This window comes from Actinosynnema sp. CS-041913 (genome assembly GCF_050942485.1).
GTDB lineage: Bacteria > Actinomycetota > Actinomycetes > Mycobacteriales > Pseudonocardiaceae > Actinosynnema.
The window spans coordinates 5,256,896-5,279,955 of sequence record NZ_CP192037.1; the positions used below are offsets into that span (position 1 = coordinate 5,256,896).

19 protein-coding genes are annotated in these 23,060 nt (G+C 73.3%); 8 read left to right on the forward strand and 11 right to left on the reverse strand.

The genetic code is table 11. The features are described from left to right. Positions 1–53 precede the first annotated feature (53 nt). A complete protein-coding gene (locus tag ACQPZF_RS24000) occupies positions 54–1,217 on the forward strand; it encodes a S8 family peptidase (protein WP_433260388.1) in 1,164 nt (387 codons plus the stop codon). Positions 1,218–1,531: 314 nt separating this feature from the next. Next, a complete protein-coding gene (locus tag ACQPZF_RS24005; protein ID WP_433260390.1) occupies positions 1,532–2,182 on the forward strand; it encodes a hypothetical protein in 651 nt (216 codons plus the stop codon). 55 nt (positions 2,183–2,237) lie between these two features. Here the strand turns inward: ACQPZF_RS24005 and ACQPZF_RS24010 are convergent, their stop codons facing one another. After that, a complete protein-coding gene (locus ACQPZF_RS24010) occupies positions 2,238–3,200 on the reverse strand; it encodes a helix-turn-helix transcriptional regulator (RefSeq protein ID WP_433260392.1) in 963 nt (320 codons plus the stop codon). A 121-nt stretch (positions 3,201–3,321) separates the two neighbouring features. On the opposite strand from ACQPZF_RS24010, the gene ACQPZF_RS24015 reads away from it, so the two are divergent. Continuing rightward, the gene (locus ACQPZF_RS24015; RefSeq protein ID WP_433260394.1) at positions 3,322–3,996 is read left to right on the forward strand and encodes an alpha/beta fold hydrolase; all 675 of its coding nucleotides are present in this window, start codon (positions 3,322–3,324) and stop codon (positions 3,994–3,996) included. A gap of 130 nt (positions 3,997–4,126) precedes the next feature. Here ACQPZF_RS24015 and ACQPZF_RS24020 read toward each other — a convergent pair whose 3' ends face one another. Further along, a complete protein-coding gene (locus tag ACQPZF_RS24020) occupies positions 4,127–5,053 on the reverse strand; it encodes an alpha/beta fold hydrolase (RefSeq protein ID WP_433260396.1) in 927 nt (308 codons plus the stop codon). Between the two features lie 65 nt (positions 5,054–5,118). On the opposite strand from ACQPZF_RS24020, the gene ACQPZF_RS24025 reads away from it, so the two are divergent. Next, on the forward strand, positions 5,119–5,772 hold the full coding sequence (locus ACQPZF_RS24025) for a response regulator transcription factor (RefSeq protein ID WP_433260398.1): 654 nt from the start codon (positions 5,119–5,121) through the stop codon (positions 5,770–5,772). Continuing rightward, positions 5,769–6,494, forward strand: coding sequence for a 3-oxoacyl-ACP reductase FabG (fabG, locus tag ACQPZF_RS24030; RefSeq protein WP_433260400.1), 726 nt, complete (start codon positions 5,769–5,771; stop codon positions 6,492–6,494). The genes ACQPZF_RS24025 and fabG overlap by 4 nt, the downstream gene beginning before the upstream one ends. Positions 6,495–6,507: 13 nt before the next feature. On the opposite strand, the gene ACQPZF_RS24035 is transcribed toward fabG, so the two are convergent. The 4 genes from ACQPZF_RS24035 to ACQPZF_RS24050 all read right to left on the reverse strand — a co-directional run bounded on the left by ACQPZF_RS24035 (position 6,508) and on the right by ACQPZF_RS24050 (position 11,672). After that, complete coding sequence (locus ACQPZF_RS24035) at positions 6,508–7,968, reverse strand: aldehyde dehydrogenase family protein (RefSeq protein WP_433260402.1); 1,461 nt, start codon at positions 7,966–7,968, stop codon at positions 6,508–6,510. Next, positions 7,965–9,323, reverse strand: coding sequence for an acetyl-CoA carboxylase biotin carboxylase subunit (locus ACQPZF_RS24040; RefSeq protein WP_433260404.1), 1,359 nt, complete (start codon positions 9,321–9,323; stop codon positions 7,965–7,967). Before ACQPZF_RS24040 ends, ACQPZF_RS24035 begins: the two co-directional genes overlap by 4 nt. Continuing rightward, the gene (locus tag ACQPZF_RS24045; RefSeq protein WP_433260406.1) at positions 9,320–9,808 is read right to left on the reverse strand and encodes an acetyl-CoA carboxylase biotin carboxyl carrier protein; all 489 of its coding nucleotides are present in this window, start codon (positions 9,806–9,808) and stop codon (positions 9,320–9,322) included. The genes ACQPZF_RS24040 and ACQPZF_RS24045 overlap by 4 nt, the downstream gene beginning before the upstream one ends. 133 nt (positions 9,809–9,941) lie before the next feature. Further along, a complete protein-coding gene (locus ACQPZF_RS24050; RefSeq protein ID WP_433260408.1) occupies positions 9,942–11,672 on the reverse strand; it encodes a carboxyl transferase domain-containing protein in 1,731 nt (576 codons plus the stop codon). 227 nt (positions 11,673–11,899) lie between these two features. Between ACQPZF_RS24050 and ACQPZF_RS24055 the strand changes: the two genes are divergently transcribed. Further along, positions 11,900–14,785 (forward strand): beta-ketoacyl synthase N-terminal-like domain-containing protein, encoded by a 2,886-nt coding sequence (locus ACQPZF_RS24055; RefSeq protein WP_433260410.1) that lies wholly within the window; start codon positions 11,900–11,902, stop codon positions 14,783–14,785. On the opposite strand, the gene ACQPZF_RS24060 is transcribed toward ACQPZF_RS24055, so the two are convergent. Next, on the reverse strand, positions 14,759–16,135 hold the full coding sequence (locus tag ACQPZF_RS24060) for a wax ester/triacylglycerol synthase domain-containing protein (protein ID WP_433260412.1): 1,377 nt from the start codon (positions 16,133–16,135) through the stop codon (positions 14,759–14,761). The two genes, ACQPZF_RS24055 and ACQPZF_RS24060, sit on opposite strands and share 27 nt — an antisense overlap. A 273-nt stretch (positions 16,136–16,408) precedes the next feature. Between ACQPZF_RS24060 and ACQPZF_RS24065 the strand changes: the two genes are divergently transcribed. Then, a complete protein-coding gene (locus ACQPZF_RS24065; RefSeq protein WP_433260414.1) occupies positions 16,409–17,899 on the forward strand; it encodes a GMC oxidoreductase in 1,491 nt (496 codons plus the stop codon). 19 nt (positions 17,900–17,918) lie between these two features. On the opposite strand, the gene ACQPZF_RS24070 is transcribed toward ACQPZF_RS24065, so the two are convergent. Next, positions 17,919–18,542 (reverse strand): TetR family transcriptional regulator, encoded by a 624-nt coding sequence (locus tag ACQPZF_RS24070; protein ID WP_433260416.1) that lies wholly within the window; start codon positions 18,540–18,542, stop codon positions 17,919–17,921. Between the two features lie 97 nt (positions 18,543–18,639). Between ACQPZF_RS24070 and ACQPZF_RS24075 the strand changes: the two genes are divergently transcribed. Continuing rightward, on the forward strand, positions 18,640–19,848 hold the full coding sequence (locus ACQPZF_RS24075) for an FAD-dependent oxidoreductase (RefSeq protein WP_433260418.1): 1,209 nt from the start codon (positions 18,640–18,642) through the stop codon (positions 19,846–19,848). Here the strand turns inward: ACQPZF_RS24075 and ACQPZF_RS24080 are convergent. From ACQPZF_RS24080 to ACQPZF_RS24090, 3 genes are all read right to left on the reverse strand, one after another. After that, a complete protein-coding gene (locus tag ACQPZF_RS24080; RefSeq protein ID WP_433260420.1) occupies positions 19,845–21,020 on the reverse strand; it encodes a glycosyltransferase 87 family protein in 1,176 nt (391 codons plus the stop codon). The genes ACQPZF_RS24075 and ACQPZF_RS24080 overlap by 4 nt on opposite strands. Before the next feature lie 100 nt (positions 21,021–21,120). Further along, the gene (locus tag ACQPZF_RS24085; RefSeq protein ID WP_433260422.1) at positions 21,121–21,780 is read right to left on the reverse strand and encodes a response regulator; all 660 of its coding nucleotides are present in this window, start codon (positions 21,778–21,780) and stop codon (positions 21,121–21,123) included. Further along, complete coding sequence (locus tag ACQPZF_RS24090) at positions 21,777–23,009, reverse strand: sensor histidine kinase (RefSeq protein ID WP_433260424.1); 1,233 nt, start codon at positions 23,007–23,009, stop codon at positions 21,777–21,779. The genes ACQPZF_RS24085 and ACQPZF_RS24090 overlap by 4 nt, the downstream gene beginning before the upstream one ends. Between the last annotated feature and the right edge of the window lie 51 nt (positions 23,010–23,060).

Here is a 23,060-nt window from a genome sequence, read left to right on the forward strand (position 1 = left end):
TGCGGCCGGCGCGCCCTAGCCTGCGGAAGTCCGGAAGACGCACAGGAGGTGCGATGAGGACAGCATCCTGGTTGACGGCCACGGCCCTGGTAGCCGGTGGACTGGCGGGTGTCACACCGGTCGCCGTGGCCGATGTGCTGGGCGCGGGCGCGCCCGGCGCGATCGATGGCAGCTATGTGGTGGTGCTCAAGGGAGAACACCCCGCGGGTGACCTGGCGACCCGGTACTCGGGCACGGTCGTCCACACGTTCTCCCAGGTGTTCCAAGGGTTCTCGGTGCGCATGACGGCACGCGACGCGCGGCGGCTCGCCGCCGACCCGGCGGTGTCCTATGTGCAGCAGAACCAACGGGTGAGAGTCGCCGGCGAGCAGCGCAACCCGCCGTCGTGGGGACTGGACCGGATCGACCAGCCCCGCCCGCCGCTGGACGACAACTACCGGTACCCCAACACGGCGTCGAACGTCACCGTCTACGTCGTCGACACCGGAGTCCGGGTCAGCCACCGGGACTTCGGCGGACGTGCGGTGTGGGGCACGAACACCGTGGACGATCAGCAAGAGGACTGCCACGGGCACGGCACGCACGTCGCGGGCACCGTCGGCGGGCGCACCTACGGCGTGGCGAAGGAAGTCCGGCTGGTCTCGGCGAAGGTGTTCGACTGCTACGGCAACGGCAGCAGCGAGGACGTCGCCGAGGCGTTGGACTGGGTGGTGTCGCAGCACGTGTCCGGCCCGGCCGTGGCGAACATGAGCCTCGGCGGCGACGCCCCGGACCGCGTGATCGAGGACGCGGTGCGGCGGACCATCGCCGACGGCGTGGTCGCGGTGGTGGCGGCGGGCAACGAGTCCGACGACGCGTGCCGGCACTCGCCGTCACGGGTGCGGGAGGCGTTGACCGTCGCGTCGACCGGCTGGAACGACGGCCGGTCGTACTTCTCCAACTACGGAAGCTGTGTCGACCTGTTCGCGCCGGGTGAGAGCATCACCTCGGCGTACAACGGCAGCGACACGGACTCGGGCGACCTGTCCGGCACGTCCATGGCGACGCCGCACGTGGCCGGGGCGGCAGCACTGCTGCTGTCCGGGAACCCCGCGCTCACGCCGGACCAGGTGGCTACCGCGTTGCTGAACGACGCCACCAAGAACGTGGTGTCCAACCCCGCGGGCTCGCCGAACCGACTCTTGACGGTCAAGCCCGCGTACCGGCCCGGCCACTGACCCGGCCCGCGCCGGGCCGCCCGCACCCTCCGGACCCGCCCGTCGACCACGACCCTGGTCGACCGGCCGGTGTCATCGCGTCGGAGGGTGCGGGCGGCCCGGCGCAGCCGTCCTCTTCGGACATATCACTGCCGAAGAACTCCTTCAACGCCGAACGTGCCACGGATGGCGCAGTCTCCAGGGGCATCGGCGGTGCCCGCGCACTGCCCTCGACGCCCTGTCCGGCGGTGTCCGGCGCGCCCTTGGATGGGCTCGTCGCCGCCCGGCTCGAACGGGGAGGCGACGACCGATCACCTGTCGTGGAAGGAGTGTTGATGAAGCTGTCCCAGCGGGCCCGATCCGCGCTGAACCGCGTCGGCGCACTGGTACTCGCCGTCGCGGCGTTCGGGTTGGCTCCCGTATCGGCCAACGCCGGAACCCTCCCGGCCCAGTTCGAGTACAGCTATGAGACCGGCTTCGAGGGCTGGACCGCCAAGACCGACCAGAACACCGGCGTCCCCGAGTGCGAGCCGCACGTCTCGTCGGTGGGTCGCTCGACCGCCAAAGCCAAGGACGGCGTCCACAGCGTCGACTTCGTGACGGACGGCACCCACGACTGCGGCCTGCTCTGGCTCGAACGCGAGTTCGCGGTCGGCACCACCGCGCCGGTGCGGCTCGACCTGTCGATGTGGCTGTGGACCGCGGACCTCCCCGGCGGCGGCGCCGGCGGTTTGAACAAGGTGGCCGCGTACAGCGGCCCCACCTGCGTCGACGACCCGGTCCAGGAGAACGGCTGGGTGGGCTTCACCGAACTCGGCGACACCGGCCACGACGAGGCCGCCGGCTGGTACGAGTACCGCTACCAGGCCACCGTCACGCCGAACGCCGACGGCAACATCTGCGTCGGGCAGGCATTCAAGATCGCCTCGACATACCCCTTCATCAAGCACTACTACCTCGACCAGACCACCGTCACGCTGTCCTGACCCCACTCCGCGGTGCTCCCGTCCCACCACCGGTGGGGCGGGAGTCCGGTCCCGATCAGGGTCGGTCCGCCGAGGCGGCGGCGAACCGCGCCGCGACCGTCGCGACCGCGGCACGGAGTTCCGGCCCGCCGTCGACGCGGAAGGCGAACGGCACGCACGCCAACCACTCCTGCGCGTACATGCCCGGATTGCTCGTGCTGCCGACCAGCACGCACCCGTCCCCTGCTGGTTCGAGCCGTCCCATGGGAGGCCGGACCCACGGCGCCACCTCGCGCAGCGGGGCGTCGAACACCACGCGGGTGGGGAACTCCCACCCGGTGCCCAGGTTCTCCTCCACCACCGCCACCGGGTCGAGGCCTTCGGGCGGCTCGAACCCGTGCGCGGTCTGCCGGACCGCGCGCACCCGGTCGACCCGGTAGGTGCGGACCGCGTCCGCGCGGTGGGAGTGGCACAGCAGGTACCAGCGCCCGTGGCGGACGACGACCGCCCAGGGGTCCACCTCGGCCTCCCACTCGTTGCCGGCCTCGCTCCGGTACGTGACCAGCACCCGGCGTCGGGCCGCGACAGCGGCGACGAGCGCGCTGGTGGTGGCCGGGTCCGGGCGGGCCGAGTGCCGGTCGGGCGCGGCCGACGCGTGCTCCCGCAGCGCGCCCGCCTGCCGGCCGACGCGCTCGGGCAGTGCCCGGATGACCTTGTTGAGCGCGGAGCCGACGAGGTCGTCGACGTCGGCGGCGGCCGGGTGCCCGTCGAGCACCGCCATGACCAGGCCGAGTGCCTCGGACTCGGTGAAGACGACCGGGGGGAGCCTGGTGCCGCGCCCGAGCCGGTACCCGCCGTACGGGCCGCGGGTCGACTCGACGGGGATGCCCGCCTCCCGCAGGATGCCGACGTACCGACGCGCGGCCCGCTCCGTGACGCCCAGCGACGCGGCGAGTTCGCCTGCTGTCACACCGGGGCGGGCTTGGAGGATCTCCAGGGCGCGCAGGGCGCGCGCGGTGGGGCTGGGATCGGTCGGCACACGAGCAGGCTAGGCGGTCCCGGGAGTGAACCGGAAGCAGATCGTCCGGAACTGGCTCTAGCGTGACGGGCAGTGGGAGCACCGGCTCCGAGCCGACCGTGTTGGAGAGAGAAAACCGATCATGGACATCCTGCTCATCGGCGGCCTGTGGCTCGACGGGTCCGCCTGGGACGACGTCGTGCCCGTCCTCGAAGCACTGGGCCACCGCCCGGTGCCGCTCACCCTCCCGGACCACGCGTCCGCCACTCTCGACGACCAGGTGGCGGCGGTGCTCGGCGCGGTGGCGTCGGCGTCCGGAAAACCCGTGGTGGTAGGGCATTCGGCCGCCGCCACGCTGGCCTGGCTGGCCGCCGACGCGCTACCGGGGCAGGTTGCCCGGGTCGTCCTCGTCGGCGGCTTCCCGGCCGTCGACGGGCAGCCCTACGCCGACTTCTTCGAGGTGGCGGACGGCGTCATGCCGTTCCCGGGGTGGGGTCCGTTCGAGGGGCCGGACTCCGCCGATCTCGACGCGGAGGCCCGGCGCGGCTTCGAGGCGCGCGCGATCCCCGTTCCCGAAGGGGTGGCCAGGGGCGTGGTGCGGCTGACCGACGAGCGGCGGTTCGACGTGCCGGTCCTGGTCGTGTGCCCCGAGTTCGGCACCGCCCAGGCCGAGGAGTGGATCGGCGCCGGTGACGTGCCCGAACTCGCCAAGGCCCGGCACGTCGACTTCGCGGACATCGACTCGGGCCACTGGCCGATGATCACCAAGCCGGTCGAACTCGCCCGACTGCTGGCCGCGGCGGCTGCCGAGTCCTGAGGGGGTCGCCGAAGCCTCGGTGGGTCGCCAAACCCGAGGAAGTCGCCGAAGCCTCGGTGGGTCGCCAAAACCCGAGGAAGTCGCCGAAACCCGAGGAAGTCGCCGCACTCGCCCGCACGACCGCCCGGCATCAGCGACCCTCGCGGGAGTGGTCGGCGATCAGCGCGGCGGTGTGCTCGCCGTGCTGGTGGCAGAAGCCGTGCGCTCCGGGAGAGGTCACGGCGCGGCCTTGCCGGGCGGTGGCCCCCAACCGGGTCGCCCAGGATGCCGGGCAGAACGTGTCGTGTTCGCCCCGCACCACGAGCACCGGGCAGGAAACCTCCGCGATGGTCTCCTCGGGACGATCGCTCTGTGCGGAGCGCAGGAACCCGCAGATCGTCCGGAAACCGATGCGGGCACAGCCGGGCAGGACGGTGCGCCACAGGTGGAGCGGCTCGTGCGCCGCGTCGCGGAGCAGGGCGGGCAACAGCAGCGGCAGTCGCCTCAGCGTGGGCGGGAAGGTCGGCGACAGCAGGACCAGGGCCTGGACGGCTCCGGGGTTCTCGACAGCGGCGCGCAGGGCGGCCTGCGCGCCGGTGGAGTGCCCGACCAGCACGACGGGTGCGTCCGGCACGGCCGCCAGCCACGCGGCCACCGTCGCGGCGACGGCCGGAAGGTCCGCCCGACCCACGTCCAGCACGAACGTCTGGGTCCACGCCGCACACCCGTGCGCGGTGTTCATCAGGTACTCGACCACGCCGAGCCCGGGGACGACGACCGCGGCCGGCACTCCGGCGCGTCGGTCGCCCGCGTGCAGGCTGCGCACCCGCCGGCCGCGGACCTCGTCGTACCGGGCGCGGTGGTGGTGCTCCATCGACGCGACCTCCTCGTACGCGGGAACACAGCCGGCGGTGCGGGTCGATCCCGGCAGAGCACCGGCAGGTCCGGCGAAGTCGACACCCAGGCCGCCGAGCCGGCCCCCGAAAGCGGGCAGGCCCGCAGCGGCGGCGTTGCTCCGTACGGGTTGTGACCAGCCGGAACGCTCACGCCGGCCGGCGAACCGCTGTTCCCGCGCCACCCTGCATGCTACAGTCTGTCACCGCGATGTGACGTTGCGCAACTGGCCGAGGTGGGGACGCTCATATGACCGGCTTCTGTCCTTCATCGACGTCCGCCGACCGCACCTCGCACGTCCTCCGGCGCTGGCTGGACATCAACGGGCTGACCACCGCCGACCTGGTGCGGGACCTGGAGTGCCGGGCGCACCGGCACCGGTGGAGCCGGGAAGAACTCGACTCGTGCCTGAGGTGGGCTCGCTCCGAGCACGGCGACGACCCCATGCCGCCCCGGCTCCTCCAGGCCGTGTTCAGCCACATGGAGGAGACGCTGAAGGACGCCATCGCCGCGATCCGCTGGGCGTCGGTCCTGCACCAGGCGGGCGCGGACCTGGCGACGACCGCGTTGCGGGAGCAGGTGACCCGGTTGGAGCGCGAGATCCCGACGCAGCGGACCGCCGCGGGAACCGCCGAACCGGCGTCCGCGTCGCCCGGCAGGCGTCCCGACAACCTCACCCCCCGCGAACGGCAGGTCCTCCAGCTACTGGGCCTGGGCCAGTCGAACCGCCGGATCTCGCGGTGCCTGGGCCTGTCGGAGAAGACCGTGAAGAACTACCTCAGCTCGTTGTTCGCGAAGCTGGCCGTCACCGACCGGACGACGGCGGTGCTCGTCGCCCTGCACCACGGGTACATCTCCCTGCCCCCGATGGCTCGTGACCTGCCCGATCCGGTGCTCCGGTGACCTCGCGGGTGGCCGTGGTCACCGGGGGTTCGCGCGGCATCGGGCGCGCGGTGGTGGCCACCCTGACGAGGGATGGCCACGACGTCGCGTTCTGCTACGAATCCGACGACGAAGCCGCGCGGGACGCGGTGGCCGAGGCGGAATCGCGCGGCCGGGCCGTCGTGGCGGTGCGCTGCGACGTCGCCGACCCCGACGCGGTGCGGCACTTCGTGGCGCGGGTGCACGACACGCTGGGGCCGGTGTCGGTCCTGGTGAACAACGCCGGCGTCATGCAGGACGGTTGGCTGGCGAGGATGCGCGACGAGCAGTGGGCCCGCGTGCTGGAGGTGAACCTCACCGGCGTGTTCCGGATGACGCGGGAGATCGTGCCGGACCTGATGAGCCGGCACGGCGGATCCGTCGTCACGCTGTCGTCGGTGGTGGGCTTGGACGGCAACGCCGGACAGGTGAACTACGCGTCGTCCAAGGCCGCGCTGACCGGCTTCACCCGGTCGCTGGCCAAGGAGCTGCGGCCGTTCGGGATCCGGGTGAACGCCGTTGCGCCGGGTTTCATCAGGACCGCGACGACCCGCCCCTACGAGGACAGGTGGCGGCCCCTCATCCCGCTGGGCCGGTTCGGCACCCCCGAGGAGGTGTCCGAGCTGATCGGTTTCCTGGTCTCCGACCGGGCCTCCGGCATCACCGGGCAGGTGCTGCGGATCGACGGCGGGCTGCGGATGTGACGGTCCTCCCGCGTCACGGTCCCGGTGGTGGGCCGAACACGGCGGACTGCAGGTGGCTGGTCTTGAGGAACACGTAGGCCGCCTCCCCGTGGACGCCCGCCGACCGGCCGGTTCCGCCGTGGCTGGGCAGCAGGGGGACGAAGTCGAGGTGCGGTTGGTTCACCTTGAGCATCGCCCCGTTGCGCACACCGGTCACGAACCGCTCGGCGACGGCGGGATCGCCGGTCCACAACGAGTTGCGGAGCCCGTAGCGGTTCCCGTCCAGGAAGTCGATCACCTGGGACAGCAGGCGGTCCGGGTCGGGGTCCAGGGCCGGCACGACGACCGACAGCAGTGGGAAGAACGTCTCGTCGCGGACGGCGGCCAGTCCCGCCGCCAGGTCCAGGCCGTCGACCCGGAGCACGGTGGGCTCCAGGAACGGCCCGGCGGGGTGCACCGCACCGGCGAGGGTGCGGCGTCGCCCACCGCACACCACGACCGCGCCGGCGGCTCGGGCCTCCGCCAGCACGGCGACGTGCGCGTCACCGGGCACCGGCGTGAGCAGGGTCGTCTCGTCCTCCGGGCGGCCGGGCAGGAGGTCGACGGCACGCCGGCGCAGCTCCTCGACCACCTCGTCCGCCACCTCCGGGTGGACCACCGCCCGGTTGGGCGCGATGCACATCTGCCCGGAGCAGTGGAACGCCGTCAGCAGGGACTCCACCGCGTCGGCCGTGGAGGCGTCCTTCCACACCACGACCGTGTCATTGCCCGACAGTTCGAGCACGGCCTTCTTTCCCCGGTCCACACAGGACTGGTGGAAGCGGTGACCACGATCGCTGTTGCCGTAGTAGACGATGTCGTGGATTCGCGGGTCGTCCAACCACTGGTGGAGCACTAGGTCCGGGTCCGCGCAGAAGAAGCCCAGCGTTCCGGGCGGCGCGTGCAGTTCCTCCAGACAGGGCACGAGAACGTGCCGCAGCAGGAACATCGTGCTCGACGGGGAGCGCCGTGGCACCCGGACCACCACCGCGTTGCCGGCCATGAGCCCGTGCACCGCCACGGTCGTGGCGCTGAAGGCAGGCGCGTTCCCGGGCGGGTTGACCGCGACAACGCCGTCAGGTTTGTGCTGTAGCACCAGACGTCGGTCCCCGTCGCGCCACTCGAAGCGCATGAGGCGCTGGTACCAGCGGCACGACTTCTCATCGAACATCCCCAGCATGCTGTCGATGAGCCATCGGCCGACGCGCCCGGGGCACCCCTCGGCGATCAGCAGCGCCAGGAACTCCTCGGCCGCGTCGCGCAACCGTCGGCAGAACAGCGGTCCCAGGGCGAACCGCTGTGCCGTCGGCACAGCGGCCCACCGGGGCGCAGCCTGCGCCGCCGCGACGGTGGCGGCACGCACCTCGTCCGGACCGGCGAGGGCGTGGCGACCGGGCGGCGGTGGCAGGTCTGCCCGCGGTTCCTCCGACGGGGAGCCGACCTGCGGCGAGGTCATCGGGCACCACCCGTCCCGCTGAGCGTCCGGCAGGCCGCTTCCACCACACCTGCCCGGTGCTCACCGCTCTCGAAGTCCCGGTGGCGGAGTATCGCGACCAGCGCTTCCGCGTTGTGGGCGACGCCTCGGCACACGAATTCCTCCAGTGCCTGGATCAGGCGACGGCGGGCGGTGTCCCGGTCGGGCCCCCAGCAGACGACCTTGGCCAGCAGCGGGTCGTAGTGCGGCGACACGGTGGTCCGCGGTGTGAGCCAGGTGTCGACGCGGACACCCGGACCACCGGGGAGGACGAGGTCGGTGACGGTGCCGCAGCTCGGAGCCCAGTCGCGTGCGGGGTCCTCGGCGGTGATGCGCGCCTCCACCGCGTGTCCGCGCGGCGGCGCCTCGTCCGGCACGGGCTCCCCCATCGCTTCGCGGATCATCCAGGCGACCAGGTCGTGTCCGGTGCGGACCTCGGTGACGGGGTGTTCGACCTGGAGCCGCGGGTTGATCTCGGTGCAGAAGGGCTCACCCGCGTCATCGATCAGGAACTCGACCGTGGCGAGGCCGCGCAGCCCCAGGTGGCGGGCCGTGCGCACCGCCCAGTCGCCCAGCGCCTCGCGCCGGGAGGGGGTCAGCCCCGCCGCCGGGGACTCCTCGACCAGCTTCTGGTTGCGCCGCTGCACCGTGCAGTCCCGCTCACCGAGGTGGACGGCGTTCCCGTGGCGGTCGGCGAGCACCTGGACCTCGACGTGTCGCGCGTTTTCCATCCATTTCTCCACGTACAGGCGGTCGTCGTGGAACAGCGTCCACGCCGAGTCACGGGCCTTGTCGAAGACCGCGGCCAACCGGTCCTCGTGGTCGACCCGGACGACGCCACGGCCACCGCCGCCGACCGCGGCCTTGAGCGCGACCGGGTAGCCGATGTCACGCGCCTGACCGGTGGCGTCGGCCAACCCCGTCACCGGGTTCCGCGAACCGGGCAGCACGGGCAGTCCCGCCGCCGACACCGCGTTGCGGGTGGCGATCTTGTCGCCGAGCAGGGTGAGGTGCTCGGGGGACGGCCCCACCCACGTGATGCCGCTGTCACGGCAGGCGGCGGCGAAATCCGCGTCCTCGGCGAGGAACCCGTAGCCGGGGTGCACCGCGTCGGCCCCGGTGCGGGCACAGGCGTAGAGCAGGGCGGGGATGGAGAGGTAGCTGTGGTCCGCCGGTCCGGGCCCGACGCACACCGCGTCATCCGCGAGGCGCACCGGGAGGCTGTCGCGGTCCGCGGTCGAATGCGCCACCGCACAACGGATGTCGAGCAGGCGGCAGGCTCTGATGACGCGCACCGCCACCTCGCCCCGGTTGCACACGAGCAGCGTGTCGATCATGCGGTGCGCCGGCCGGTAGGTGGTTCGTCGGCCGGGTCGGGCAGCAGGTCGACGAGCGGCTGCCCGTACTCGACGAGCTGCCGGTCGGCGACGTGGATGGCGCTGACGGTGCCCGCCCGGTCGGCGACGACCGGGGTGAAGACCTTCATCGCCTCGACCAGGCCGAGTTCGTCACCGGCCGCGGCCCGGTCGCCGACTTCCACGAACGGGGGTTTGCCGGGCGCGGGGCACCGGTGGAAGACGCCGATCGCCGGCGCGGTCACGGGGATCGTGTCCGGTGCGGGGCAGTCGACCGGCGCCGCGTCGGCGCTGCTGTCGGTCTTTGCCGAGTCGGCACTGGTTCCGGTCTCCGCCGCAGCGGGGTTGCCTCCCGGTTCCGGGCGCAGGGTCACATCGAGTTCGAACCGGCCGTTGCGCACCTGGATCCGCTGTGCGCGGGACGGCCCGACGAGGGCCAGCACCTCGCTGAGCGTCTGGACCACCACCGCCGCGACGTCCTTCCGGTCGGGAGGCGGGTGCAGGCCAGGCCGGTCGGTAGGCGGGTGCGGGCCAGGCCGGTCGGGTGGCGGGTGCGGGCCAGGCCGGTCGGGTGGCGGGTGCAGGCCGGACGCAAGTCGATCATCCACTGTGGACCCCATTCCGCCCCGTGGCGTCCGTGGCGCGGCCGGCGTCGGTGGCGACATCGCCGTGCCGGCACCAGGCGCGGCCCAGTGCCCGCAGGCGTCGACTTCGGCGTGTCACGAGCGCCGGGCCGCTCTGCCCCCGGAGTTCGGCGAGGTGTCGGCGCAAAGCCGCGGCCAACAGCTCTCCCGCGAGCGCGGGTGCGGTGTGCGCGCCACCCGGCGGTTCGTCCACGACCTCGTCGATCAACCCGTGCCGGTGCAGGTCGGTCGCGCGCAGGTGCAGCGCGCGAGCCGCCTCCGGCGCCTTGGCGCTGTCCGAGAACAGGATCGCCGCGCACCCCTCCGGGCTGATGACCGAGAAGGTCGCGTTCTGCTGCATCAGCAGGCGGTCCCCGATGGCCAGGGCGAGCGCTCCCCCGCTGCCGCCTTCGCCGATCACGGCGCACAGCACCGGGGTGGCCAGCCGGGCGGCGGTGAGCATGGTCTCGGCGATGGCCGCGGACTGGTTGTCGGCTTCGGCGTCCGGGTGCGCGCCGGGGGTGTCGACCAGGGTCACCACCGGGATGGACCAGCGTTCGGCCAGGGTCATCGCCCTCGTCGCCTTGCGGTAGCCGGCGGGCAGCGCCATCCCCCCGTTCCGGGGCCGCGATCCGTCGGTGACCCTGTTGTGGCCGATGACCACGACGGGATCACCGGCCAGTCGTGCCAGCCCGGTGAAGATCGTCGGGTCGTCGGCGCGCAGGCGGTCGCCGTGCAGTTCCAGCACGTCGGTGAACACGGTGTCCAGGTAGTGCGCCAGCCGGGGCCGGTGCGCGGCGCGCACGGCGAGCACCGCGTCCCACGGATCGACCGCCTCCACGGGCCGCGCGAGGCTCGCCGGGGCTCCGGTTCCGCCGGTCGGCTCGCGCGCCGCCGCCCGCGTCGCGTACGCCACCAGGCGACCCAGGCACCCGGGCAGCTCATGCCGGGGCACGACGAGGTCCACGTGCCCGTGCCGCAAGAGGAACGCGGCGGTCTGGAAGTCGGCGGGCAGCGTCCTCCCGGTGGTCTGCTCGATCACCCGCCGCCCGGCGAAGCCCGCTCGGGTGCCCTCCTCGGCCAGCACGACGTCGCCGGCGCTGGCGAAGGACACCTGCACACCGCCGATGACGGGATCGGTGAGCACGCTGAGGTAAGGCACCCCGGCCTCCCGCAGCGCACCGATCGCCGCCGCCGTCTTGGCGCCCTGCACCAAGGCGAAAGCGCCCTCCTGCATGCGACCGCCGCCCGAAGCCGACACCGTCAGCAGGGGAACGCGCTCGTGCAAGGCGATTTCCGCGCCACGTGCGACCTTCTCCCCGACCACGACTCCCATCGACCCGCCGAGGAAGTCGAAGTCGAACACCACCAGCACTACTCGGCGGCCCGCGATGGCGGCGGTGCCGAGCAGGGCCGCTTCCCTCAACCCGGTCCGCTCGCGGGTCCGCGCGTGCCGCAGCGGGTACGGGATGCGGTCGCGGAAGTCGAGCGGATCGCCCGGCGTCAGCGCCGCCTCGTGCTCCTGGAAGGTGCCCGCGTCCACCAGGAAGCCGATCCGGTCCACGGCCGACATCCGGAACGGCGCGGCGCAGCCCGGACAGGTCCACCGGGGCGCGAGCGCGCGGCGCGGCCACCACCGGCGGCACCCGGCGCAGTGCCGCCACCGGTCCGCGGTCGTCTCGATCCTGGCGAGCACGTCGTCGACCACGCGTTCCCCTCCCTCCGACCGCCATCGACCGGGACCGCACCATGATTGCCGGTGGCCGCCGCCGGAACCTCCGGGACGAAGGTCCCGGGACGAACGGCACTGGCGTCGTTCCCCGGCCGCACCGACGATGCCCTGGCTCGGCTGACGCGATCGCCCGGCGGCCGGGACCGGACCGCGTCGCGTGGCCCGCGTGGATCGTCCGGGCGCCGCCGAGACGGAGTTCGCCGATGACGCGTGGCGACGAGGAGCCGATCGCGGTGATCGGCGCGGGCTGCCGCTTCCCGCGCATCCGCGGTGTCCGGGAGTTCTGGCGCGCCCTGTGCGACGGGGTCGACGTGGTGGGTCCGATCGGGGCGGAGCGGTACGGTCTCCGGCCGCTCGCGCAGCCCGACGACGGCAACGGCGGGCCCGCACCCGCGGCGCGGATGGGGTCGCTCGACGACATCTCGGCGTTCGACGCCGGTTTCTTCGGCATCGGCCGGCGGCAGGCCGCGCACATGGATCCCCAGCAGCGGCTGATGGTGGAGACCACGTGGGAGGCCTTCGAGGACGCCGGGATCGTGCCCGGCAGCCCGGCCGCGCACGCGACCGGGGTGTTCGCCGCGCAGACGGCGTCGCACTACTGGCACCTGCTGGCGCGCGACGGTCTGCTCGACATGTACGGGGTGCTCGGGGCGGGGACGCACGCCGGTCTGAGCGGTCAGCTTTCCTTCCAGCTAGACCTGCGCGGCCCGAGCATGACCGTGGACACCAACTGCTCGGGCGGGCTGGCCGCCGTCCACCTCGCGCGCAAGAGCCTGCACGCGGGCGAGTGCGGGTTGGCGGTGGCCGGGGCGGTGCAACTCGTCCTGTCCCCGGAGGAACACCTCGCCTACGGTCGCGCGGGAGTGCTCTCCGCCCGTGGGCGGTGCGCCTTCGCCGATGCCGAGGCGGACGGTTTCGTGCGGGGCGAGGGGTGCGCGGTGGTCGTGCTCAAGCCGCTGTCCGCCGCCTTGCGGGACGGTGACCGGGTGTACGCGGCCCTGCTCGGCAGCGCCATGACGAACGACGGCCGGCAGAGCCCGACGGTGCTCGGCCCGGCGCGTGCCGCCCAGGAGGAGGCTCTGCGCCGCGCATACGACGACGCGGGAGTCGACCCCTCGCGGGTGTCCTTCGTGGAGGCCCACGGTGTCGGCACGCCGGTCGGCGATCCGGTGGAGATCACCGCCCTGGCGTCCGTGCTCGGCCCCGGCCGGCGGCCCGACCACCCGCTCCTGGTCGGCTCGGTGCGGGGCAACCTCGGGCACCAGGAACCCGTCGCCGGGCTCACCGGGCTGATCAAGGCCGCTCTGGCGCTGCACCACCGGGTGCTGCCCGCGACGCTGCACCACACCACGCCGAACCCCGCCGTGCCGTGGGACCGGCTGCCCTGCTCGGTCGTCTCGGAGCCCACCGCGCTGCCCCGGCACGGAGCACCGGTCGCGGCCGGGGTGAACTCGTTGAGCGTGAGCGGCACCAACGTGCACGCCGTACTCGGATCGGTCGACGGACCGCCGGACGACGGCACACCGGACGGTCCGCTGGTGCTGGTGCTCTCGGCACGCCACCCGGACAGCCTCGACGCGCTGATCGACGCCCACGCCGATTTCCTGGAAACCTCGCCCGAGGTGGCCATGGCCGACAGTTGCCACACGGCGGCGGTCCGTCGCGCGCACCACCCCTACCGGCGGGTGTTCCGGGCGGGTGACCGCGCGGAGATGGTGGAAGCCCTGCGCCACCGGCCCCGTGCGGTGCACGCCGCCGCGTCGCCCGCGCCGCCGGAGGTGGTGCTCGTCCTGCACGACGGCCACGCCGACCGCGCCTGCATCGAGGAGCTTTCCCGCCGCAGCAACACTTTCCGCGACGCCGTCCAGCAGGCCGAAGCGGCGTTGCGCTGCCTACCCGGCACGCCGCCGTTCGACCCGGCGATGGTGCCCGACACCATGTCGTGGCTGCTGGCGATGGGGCTGACGGCGTTGTGGCGCGACTGGGGCGTGCCGGCGAGGACCGTGCGGGCGAGTGGTTCGGGATCGGTTGTCGACCCGGATCGTCCGGTGCTGCACTTCGACCGCACCGGGGTTTCCTCCAGCGACACGACCGAAGGCGACCACGCGGTCTACGACTCGCTGGTGGATGCGGCGGCCCGCCTCCACGAGATCGGGCACGACGTGCGGTGGGAGCGAATCCTCCCACCCGGTCGACCGGTGAGCCTGCCGCCTTATCCGTGGCGCAAGGACCGGTACTGGGCGCCGACGACGGGCGGCCCCGCCGAACAGGCCCACCCGCTGCTGCCCGACCACGCCACCGAGGAGCGCACGGTGCGGTGGCGTGCGACCCCGCACCCGGCCGGTTCGCCGTTGACACCGGGCGGGTTGGTGGAACTGGCGGCGGCGGTCGCCCACCGGCTGTGTGGTTCCGCCCCGGCCACGCTCCGGCAGTTGCGCGTGATGCACCGCGCGGCACTCCGGCAGGTGAGCGCGGTGCCCAAGCCGGCACTCCGGCACGACGGCGCGTTGGAAGCCACCGGGCTGGCCGCGCGGCCGGGTCGCTGGCGGTTCACCGTCACCGAGGCTCCCGGCGTCGCGACGGAACGATCGGGGCCACCCCGTCGCCTCGCCGAAGGGTTCGCGCGGAGATCGCGGCAGCGTGACGCGCAGGAACTCCTTGCCGAACTGCGCCCCCTGCGACAGCTCGGCCTCATCCCGGTGACCGACGACGATGCCGTGGCATGGCACGCCGGGACAGCGGCGGAACTGGAGTCCCGCGGTGTGCGCGGCCTGGTCCGGCACGGGAACGCCGTGCTGCTGCGACTGGCCGCCCCACCACCCGGTGAGGTCGACTTCCGGTTCCCGCCGGACCTGCTGGACCTGTTGCTGGAGGTGGCCTCGGGTTCGGCACCGGAGGTGCCCGGCGACGTGCTCGACATCGAGCGGGCCACCGTCACGGGCCGCTGGACGTCCCTGATGTGGGGACTGGTGAGCTGCCCGCCGGACGGGCCCGCGGACATCCGGGTGTGCGACGACGAGGGCGCGGTGCTGGTCGGGTTGGGCGGCGTGCGCCGCGCTTCCTCACCGGTGCGGGTCGACGTCCGGTGACGGCGTGTTCCGGATCTGCGCCAGCACGTCCTCCCACTCCCGGTGGAGGCAGTCGAGGAACACCTCGGGCCGGCGGATCGCCGCCGGGTCGAGGTTCAGACCGATGTGGCAGTTGGCGCCGTAGGACACCATCACGGCGGTCGCCGCCCCGAGGACCACGGGCGCGAACGGGTACACCGCCTCCACCCGCGCACCCGCCAGCCACGCCGACTCGGCGGTGCCGGGAAAGTTGGAAGCCAGCAGATCGTTGCCGCGGAACAACATCCGCTCGGCGAACGCGATCACCGGTGCGGGCATCGGCGTCGCGCAGCGGGCCAGCACCGCCAACGCCTTGAGCGCCGTGCCGTCGCGCGCGGAGGCGACCGCGGCCCGCACACCGCGGACCCGTCGGGCGAAGTCCGCTCCGCTCATCGGAGCGGCCAGTCGGTGGCTGGCGAACCGGTTGCCGCCGGGGTCCGACTCGGCGGTGCGGGTGCTGATCGGCATCAGCACCGGCAACTCGGCGAGTTCGACGCCGAAGTGCTCGTGGTACCGGCTGAACGCGCCGAGCAGCAGCGCGAGGTAGCAGTCGTTCATCGAGCCGCCGACGGCCCGGCCGGCCGCCCGCAGATCGGCCGTCGGCAGGGTCACGGCGTCGAAGAACCGGGCTCGGCTCCGCCCGCTCAACAGCGGCGAGGGTGGCGCGGCGGGCAGCATGGTCGCCTTGAGGACGGTGCGCGCGAACCGTCCCGCCCGGACTCCCGCCGCCACCGGGCCCGACGAGCGGCGAGGCGCGCCGACCCGGTGTCGCCCGTCCGGCGGGGCCGTCGGCGTCGGCAGCGGGGTGAGCCGGACCGGGCTGTCGGACGCCCCGGCGTCGTGCAGCACGGCGAATAGCTGCGCGGCGCCGATGCCGTCGCAGAGGCTGTGGTGCAGCTTGAGGACGTACGCGGCGCCGCCTCCGGCCAGCCCCTCCACGAGGGTCGCCTCCCACAGCGGGCGCGTGCGGTCGAGAGGGGTCAGGGCGGCGGTGCGCGCCAGGTCGAGCAGCCGCCGGAGGGTGCCCGGCTCCGGCAGCCGGACCCGGCGCAGGTGGTAGCCGAGGTCGAAGTGCGGATCGTCCTCCCAGCGCGGCCGACCGAGCCGCACCGCCGAATCGGCGACCCGCTGCCGCAGTCTCGGCGCCACCCGGCTGAGCCGGTCGTGCCGCCGCACCAGGTGGTCCCAGTCCGGCGCCCGGTCCAGCACCTCGACCGCCATGATCACGACCCGGATGCGGGGATCGGTCTCACCACGCCAGAACATCGTCTCCATCGCGCTCATCCGGGGCTCGGCGCTCCAGAGCGGCGGGCCGGTGGGGGTAGGCCGCATGAGACCTCGCTTCCGGACGCAGTCCACGGCAAGCCGCCGACGCCACCACCTCGGGCCGCCGGAGGTCGAGAGTGATTGTCGGAGAACGACACCCGCTCGACCACGTGACTTCCGACCGGGGACCTCCAGCCCCGGCCGGACGGAGCAGTCACCGGCCCGGATTAGCCCTCGGCCGGAGCGCCACCGCCCGGACTTCCCCGCGCCATTGCCCCGATGCGCCCCGAGACGGGATGGTGCTGCCCGGAACAGTCCGGCCCGCCCCGAGGAGGCGTCATGGCGTCGATCGCACGCCTCATCCCCGTCCGGGAAGTGCACCGCGACGCGGTCGTCGTGGGCAGCGGTTTCGGCGGCGCGGTCGCCGCGCTGCGGTTGGCCGAGGCCGGTGTGCGCACCCTCGTGCTGGAACGGGGACGGCGCTGGCGGGGCGCGGCGGCCTTCCCCCGGCTGTACCACCCGGACCGCCGGGTGAGCTGGCTGGCCAGGACGCCCGTGCTGCCCGGCTCGCCGCCGGCGTTGTTCCCCCGGTACACCGGCCTGGTGGAGAAGGTCGCCGGCCGGGGGATCAGCGTGCTGTGCGGGGCGGGCGTCGGCGGCGGTTCGCTGCACTACGGCGGAGCCTCGACCCGCCCGTCCGCCGAGCTGTTCAGCCGGGTCATGCCCGCCGGCGTCGACTTCGAGGAGCTGAACCGGTTCCACTACCCGCGGGCGGCGGCGGCGCTGCGCCTCTCCCCCGTTCCCGACGACGTCCTCCGCCACGAGCGGTACACCTCCAGCCGGCGCTTCCTGGTCGAAGCCCGCAAGGCGGGCCTGCGGACCTCGCGCCTGCGGCAACCGATGGACTGGGACGTCGTGCGCCGGGAACTCGCCGGCGGGCTGCCGCCGTTCGCCGCCCACGGGGACGTCCTCTACGGCGTCAACAACAACGCACGCCACTCCTTGGACAAGACCTACCTCGCCGCCGCCGAAGCCACCGGATCATGCGAAATAGCCCCGCTCCACGTCGTCCGGGAACTCACTGCCGGCACAACGCACCGCTACACGCTCCGGTGCGACCGCATCGCGACCGACGGCACGGTGCAGGAGCACATCCGCGTCGCCACCGACACGGTGTTCCTCGCGGCGGGCTCAGCCGGCACGTCCGATCTCCTGGTGCGTGCGCGAGGATCCGGCGCGCTGCCCGACCTACCGGACGGCGTCGGGCGGTACTGGGGCAACAACGGAGACCGCATCCACCTCCGCACCTTGGCGCCCGGCCCCACCCTGCCGCGTCAGGGCGGCCCGGCCTGCGTCGGCGCAGACGACTGGGCCGCGCCCACCGGACCGGCGACCGTGCAGCACCTCCCATTGCCCTTCGGGTTCGAGACCAGGAGCACGGTGTTGGTGTGCATGGGGCTACCCGACGGGTATGGGGCTTTCCACTACGACACCGGAACCGGAGAGTCCGGACTGACCTGGCCGACGGGGGCCGACAGCGGGGCAGGGCGGGCGGTCCGGGCGGTCGTCCGCCGACTGGTGGCGGCGGGTGGCGGGGTGTCCGTCCACCTCACCGCCGCCGTGCCGGTCACCTTCCACCCGCTCGGCGGCGCGGTCATCGGCCCGGTCTGCGACCAGGCCGGCCGGGTGCACGACCACCCGGGCCTCCACGTCACGGACGCCGCGCTGATCCCCGGCACCACCGGCTGCTGCAACCCCTCGTGGACCATCACCGCCTTGGCGGAACGCTGTATGGACCGGCTCCTGTCCGGAGGGCGCGGGCTCTCCTGAGACCGGAAGGTCCGTAGCCCTATCTCCCCGCACCCGAGCCGCTGTCGCGCGACGCCGCCGAGGTGACGTCCTCGACCAGCGCGGTGACCACCTGCCGAAGACGTGCACGGACCTCGGACCCGGCATCGGAGGTGAGCACCAGGTGGTGGAGCACACCGACCAACGCCAAGGCCAGCGCCGCGGGCTCGGCGGACGCGGCCACCCGGCCCAGCCGTCGCTCGGCGGCGAGGTAGGTGGCGGCGGCGCTCTCGATCGCGTCGAGGCCGGCCGCCTCGTCCCCGAGCACGGCCCGGACACGACCCGCCAGTTCCGGTCGTGAGGCGAGGAGGCCCGCCAACACCCGGACGGTCGTCAGCGGGGTCGCCAGGAGGGCCTCGCACAGGTTTCCGACGACGCTGCCCGTGCCGGCCCTCTCCGGCAGCGCGGCGGCCCGTGCGGAGACCAGGAAGGAGCGGTCGACGGCGTAGTCGGCCAGGAAGTCGTCGAAATCGGCGAAGTGCCCGTACAGCAGGCCGGTCGCGACGCCGGCTTCGGCGGTGACCGCCCGACCGCTGAGCCGGCCCACCCCGTCCCGGGTGATCACGCGTTCGGCGGCGGAGAAGAGCTGCTGCCTGATCTCCGGGATGGCGACACCTCTGGGCACGCCGTCCAGTCTAAGTGCACGGACAGGCGGCTTGCGCCCGGAATGAGCATGTGTTCATACTCGGTGTGAGCACATGCTCATTCCGAGGGGAGCGCCAGTGGCACGAGGTGTCGAGGGCAGGGTGCGGCGGGCGGTCGTCGCGGGTGCCGGTATCGCCGGTTTGGCCACCGCGCTGCGACTGCACCAGACCGGTTGGGAAGTGCTCGTGGTCGAGCGCGCCCCGGCTCGCCGCAGCAGCGGGTACCTGGTGAACCTGCTCGGACAGGGCTACGACGCCGCGGCACGCCTCGGCGTGCTGCCCGCGTTGGCGGATCGGGATCTCGGGGTGTTCACCTCGATCCTCGTCAAGGCCGATGGCCGGCCGAAGCTCACGGTGCCCGCCGCGCTCGCGCAAGCGGCGCTGGGCGCGCGGGCTATCACGGTGTTCCGGGGCGATCTGGAGTCCACGCTGTACGAGGCGGTGCGCCCGGCCGTCGCGATCCGCTTCGGCACCACCGTCCGCGCCGTCACCCAGGACCACGACGAAGTCCGGGTCACGCTGAGCGACGGCACGTCCGAGCGGGCGGATCTCCTCGTCGGCGCGGACGGCCTGCACTCCGGCGTCCGCGAGGTCGTGTTCGGTCCCGAGCCCGAGTTCCGGGTGGACCTGCGGCACGTGGTCGGGGCGTTCCCGCTCGACCGGGTGCCGCGGGAGGTGCCGGACGGCGCGGGGGCCACGTTCATCGGTCCACGGCGCACGGCGGCGGTGATCAACCTGGGGCCGGGTCGGTCGTCGGCGTTCTTCACCTACCGCAGCGACGATCCGGCCGACCTGGCGCGAGGGCCGGTGCGCGCCCTCACCGCGGTCTTCGGGGATCTGGGCGGAGGCGTGCCCGACGCGCTCCGCCAACTGGAGGCCGACCCGACCGGCGCGTACTTCGACTCCGTCGGCCAGGTCGTGATGGACCGGTGGAGCCGGGGCCGGGTCGTGGTGCTCGGCGACGCCGCCTGGTGCGTCTCGCTGTTCGCCGGCTACGGCGCGGCCCTCGCGCTCGCCGGAGCCGACCACCTGGGCACCGCGTTGGCGGAACACGGCGACGACGTCCCCGCGGCGCTGGCCCACTGGGAAGGGCTGCTGCGCCCCGAGGTCCGCACACGGCAGGCGTCGGCCCGCAGGGGAATCAGCCAGTACGCACCACCCAGCCAAGCCCATGTCCGGGCACGCGAGCTGATGATCCGGGCCATCGGGCTCCCCGGAATCCGCAGCTTGGTCCGACGTTCCGTCCAGCGCGCGAACCGGACGTCGACCGCGCCGGACAGGGACTAGACGTGGTGGAGTGGCGGCTTCCGGCCGGTGCGCACGAGGTGGACCGCCAGCGCCGCGCCGGCCACCAACGCGCTGAGGACGTACGCGTTGCCCACCAACGATTCCAGCGGTGTCCACGCCAGTTCGCGGTGGTCGCCTTGCGGCACGAGCCAGAACGTCCAACCGCTGAACGCCGCCACGACCGGGACGACGACCGGCACGAACCGCTTCCGCATCAGGACGCACAGCGGCGCGACCCACACCCAGTGGTGGGTCCACGAGATCGGGCTGACGAGCAGGCCGCAGAAAGCCGTCACCAGCATGGCTTCCACACTGTTCCCGCGATCCTCCGCGGCACGCGCGAGGAGCGCCGCGACCACGACACAGGTGACGGCGAGCAGCGCCAACACCAGCGTCGCCGCCGGCGAGGGGCCCGCCAGCCGTCGGACGAGGCCGCTGAGCGACTGGTTGCCCGACCAGACGTTGGACATCGCGCCGTTGGCGCCGAGCACCGCCCCGCTCCAGTACCGCACCGTGTCGCCGGGCAGCAGCACGAACGCCACGCAGCCGAGTCCGGCGAACGTCCCGAGCGCACGCAGCGCGTCACCGCGTCGCCGAGTCACCACCAGGTGGAGGACGAAGATCAACGGCGTCAGCTTGATCGCCGCGGCGACGCCGACGAGCACCCCGCAGAAGCGGGAACCCCGCAGTGCCAACACATCCACCACTACCAGTGCCATCAGTAGGACGTTGATCTGGCCGAACCCGATCGTGCGCCACACCGGTTCCAGCGCCGGCAGCAGGAGGAGGAAACCGGACGGGTACGCGACGGCAGGCGAACGGTCGCGCACGAGCCGGACCACCACGACCAGTCCCGCGACGGTCGACACGGCCATGACGCCCCAGACCAACTGGGTGGGCAGCACCGCCAGCGGGAGGAACACCAGTGCCGCGGTCGGCGGGTAGGCGAACGGCAGGTCCGGCGACCAGTCCGGGGTCGCCGCCAGCCGTCCGTAGAGATCCTGGCCGTTCAGCACGGCGAGGGCTCCGGAGCGGTACACCGCGCTGTCGAGCCCCAGCGGCCACCCCCACAGCCACCACACCAGCGCGACCACCACGCCCGCAGCCGCGACCACGGCGGCGACCGGTTCGTGGACCAAGCGGAAGGGCAGCGGGCGAGCGGTGCTGATCACCGGACGGACGTTATGGACCGCCGGACCGGAAATCGTCCCGCCGCGGTGGTGTTCTCGGCTCGCCCGCCGGTACGGCCCCGGCAGGAGCAGTACCGGGGTACTACCCGTTCGGCGCCACCAGACCCGATTCGTAGGCCAGCACGACGGCTTGGGCGCGGTCCCGCAGCCCGAGCTTGGTCAGCACCCGGCTGACGTGGCTCTTGGCGGTCTGCTCGGCGATGGTGAGCGCGCCGGCGATCTCCGCGTTCGACAGGCCGCGTGCGATCAGGCGCAACACCTCCACCTCACGGGGCGTGAGGTTCTTCAGGGCCGCGCTGTCGGGCCTGCCGGCGGCCCGCTCGGCGAACGCCGCGATCAGCCGGCGGGTGACCGAGGGCGCGAACAGCGTGTGACCCGCGGACACCACCCGCACGGCGGTCACCAGGTCCGCCAACGGCGCGTCCTTCAGCATGAACCCGCTCGCGCCCGCGCGGAGCGCCCCGTAGACGTGCTCGTCCAGGTCGAACGTCGTGAGCACCAGCACCCGCGGGTGCCCGCCGCCGCCCGCCAGGATGAGGCGGGTGGCCTCCAGGCCGTCCATCACCGGCATCCGGACGTCCATCAGCACCACGTCGGGCGTGAGCGCGCCGGCCAGGGACACCGCCTCGGACCCGGTCGCCGCCTCGCCGACGACCTCCAGGTCCGGTTGGCTGTCCAGGGCGACACGGAAGCTCTCCCGGATCATCGCCTGGTCGTCCACGATCAGGATCCTGGTCGTCATGCGTCGTCCTCTCCCCCGAGCGGCAGTGCCACGACCACCGCGAAGCCCCCGTCCGGGGTGTGCCCGGCGGTGAACCCGCCGCCGAGCGCCCGGACGCGCTCGCCCATGCCCACGAGTCCGTGCCGGGGCCGTGCCGGGTCCACGTCGAGCGCCGGCCGGCGACCAGCCGCGTTCTCGACGGTGATCCGCAGCGTCCCGCCGTCGACGGCCAGCTTGATCGAGACGGCGCCGCCCGGCGCGTGCCGCCCGCTGTTGCTGAGCGCCTCCTGGACGATCCGGTACGCCGAGAGCCCGACGCCCGCCGGCAGCCGACCGCGGTCCATGTCCAGGGTGATCTCCGCGCCGGTCGCCCGGAATCGCGCGACCATCTCCGCGATGTCGTCCAAGCCGGGCTGCGGCGTCGTGCCCGGCGCGTCGTCGGACGACCGCAGCACGCCGAGCATCCGGCGCATCTCGGCCAGGCCGTCGCGGGCCATCCGCTGCAGCACGTCGAACTCGGCGCGCACCTCGGGCGCCATGTCGGGCAGCCGGTACGCCGCCGCGTCCGCGCGCAGCACGAGCGCCGACATGTGGTGGCTGACGACGTCGTGCAGCTCACGCGCGATGCGGGTGCGCTCCTCCAGCGCCACGGCCCTGGTCTGTTCGGCCAGCCGCTGGCGATCCGCCTGCCGGCGCAACCGCACCGCGTTGCCGAAGAGCATCACGCCCGCCGCGAGCGCGGCCACCAGAAGCAGGTTCCGCCAGTCGGTGAAGTGGGGCGCCGCCGCGGCGGTGGTCAGCACCCACACCTGGAGCAGCACCGGCTTCTCGTGGCTCACCGCGATCGTGTAGAGGACGAACCCGGTGGCGAGGGCGAAGCCCATCGTCCACGGCCAACCCCACATCCGGACCAGGTTCACGTACGGGGCGTAGAGCAGCGGCGCGACGAGCACCAGCACCGCGGTGAGACGCCACGCCACCAAAGGGCGCCACAGCACCGCGAGCACCGGAACGGTCGTCAGCACTCCGCCGCCCACCATCACGGCGTTCGCATCGGCCACCGGGCTCAGGTTGATCGGCACGACCGCGAAGAACACGCTCAGAACGGCCACCAGGACGACCGTCGACCGGGCTCGGCCACCGCCTGTGAAAGCCGGGCCCGTCCCCCGCGCCACTACGAAGACGAGGACCCGCAGGACGTCGAGCACCGCCCCGCGCAGCCTCGCCGATGCCCGGCCCACATCCCCCACGCGACCAAGCTAGCGCCACGGCCGCGTCGGGCTCACCGGCGCACCTCGGAA

Bases quoted from the DNA above. Each gene is read 5' to 3' on its own strand.
- ACQPZF_RS24085 (WP_433260422.1), bottom strand. From the start codon at position 21,780: ATGACGACCAGGATCCTGATCGTGGACGACCAGGCGATGATCCGGGAG.
- ACQPZF_RS24055 (WP_433260410.1), top strand. From the start codon at position 11,900: ATGACGCGTGGCGACGAGGAGCCGATCGCGGTGATCGGCGCGGGCTGC.
- ACQPZF_RS24065 (WP_433260414.1), top strand. From the start codon at position 16,409: ATGGCGTCGATCGCACGCCTCATCCCCGTCCGGGAAGTGCACCGCGAC.
- ACQPZF_RS24035 (WP_433260402.1), bottom strand. From the start codon at position 7,968: ATGACCTCGCCGCAGGTCGGCTCCCCGTCGGAGGAACCGCGGGCAGAC.
- ACQPZF_RS24025 (WP_433260398.1), top strand. From the start codon at position 5,119: ATGACCGGCTTCTGTCCTTCATCGACGTCCGCCGACCGCACCTCGCAC.
- ACQPZF_RS24015 (WP_433260394.1), top strand. From the start codon at position 3,322: ATGGACATCCTGCTCATCGGCGGCCTGTGGCTCGACGGGTCCGCCTGG.
- ACQPZF_RS24005 (WP_433260390.1), top strand. From the start codon at position 1,532: ATGAAGCTGTCCCAGCGGGCCCGATCCGCGCTGAACCGCGTCGGCGCA.
- ACQPZF_RS24000 (WP_433260388.1), top strand. From the start codon at position 54: ATGAGGACAGCATCCTGGTTGACGGCCACGGCCCTGGTAGCCGGTGGA.
- ACQPZF_RS24060 (WP_433260412.1), bottom strand. From the start codon at position 16,135: ATGCGGCCTACCCCCACCGGCCCGCCGCTCTGGAGCGCCGAGCCCCGG.
- ACQPZF_RS24040 (WP_433260404.1), bottom strand. From the start codon at position 9,323: ATGATCGACACGCTGCTCGTGTGCAACCGGGGCGAGGTGGCGGTGCGC.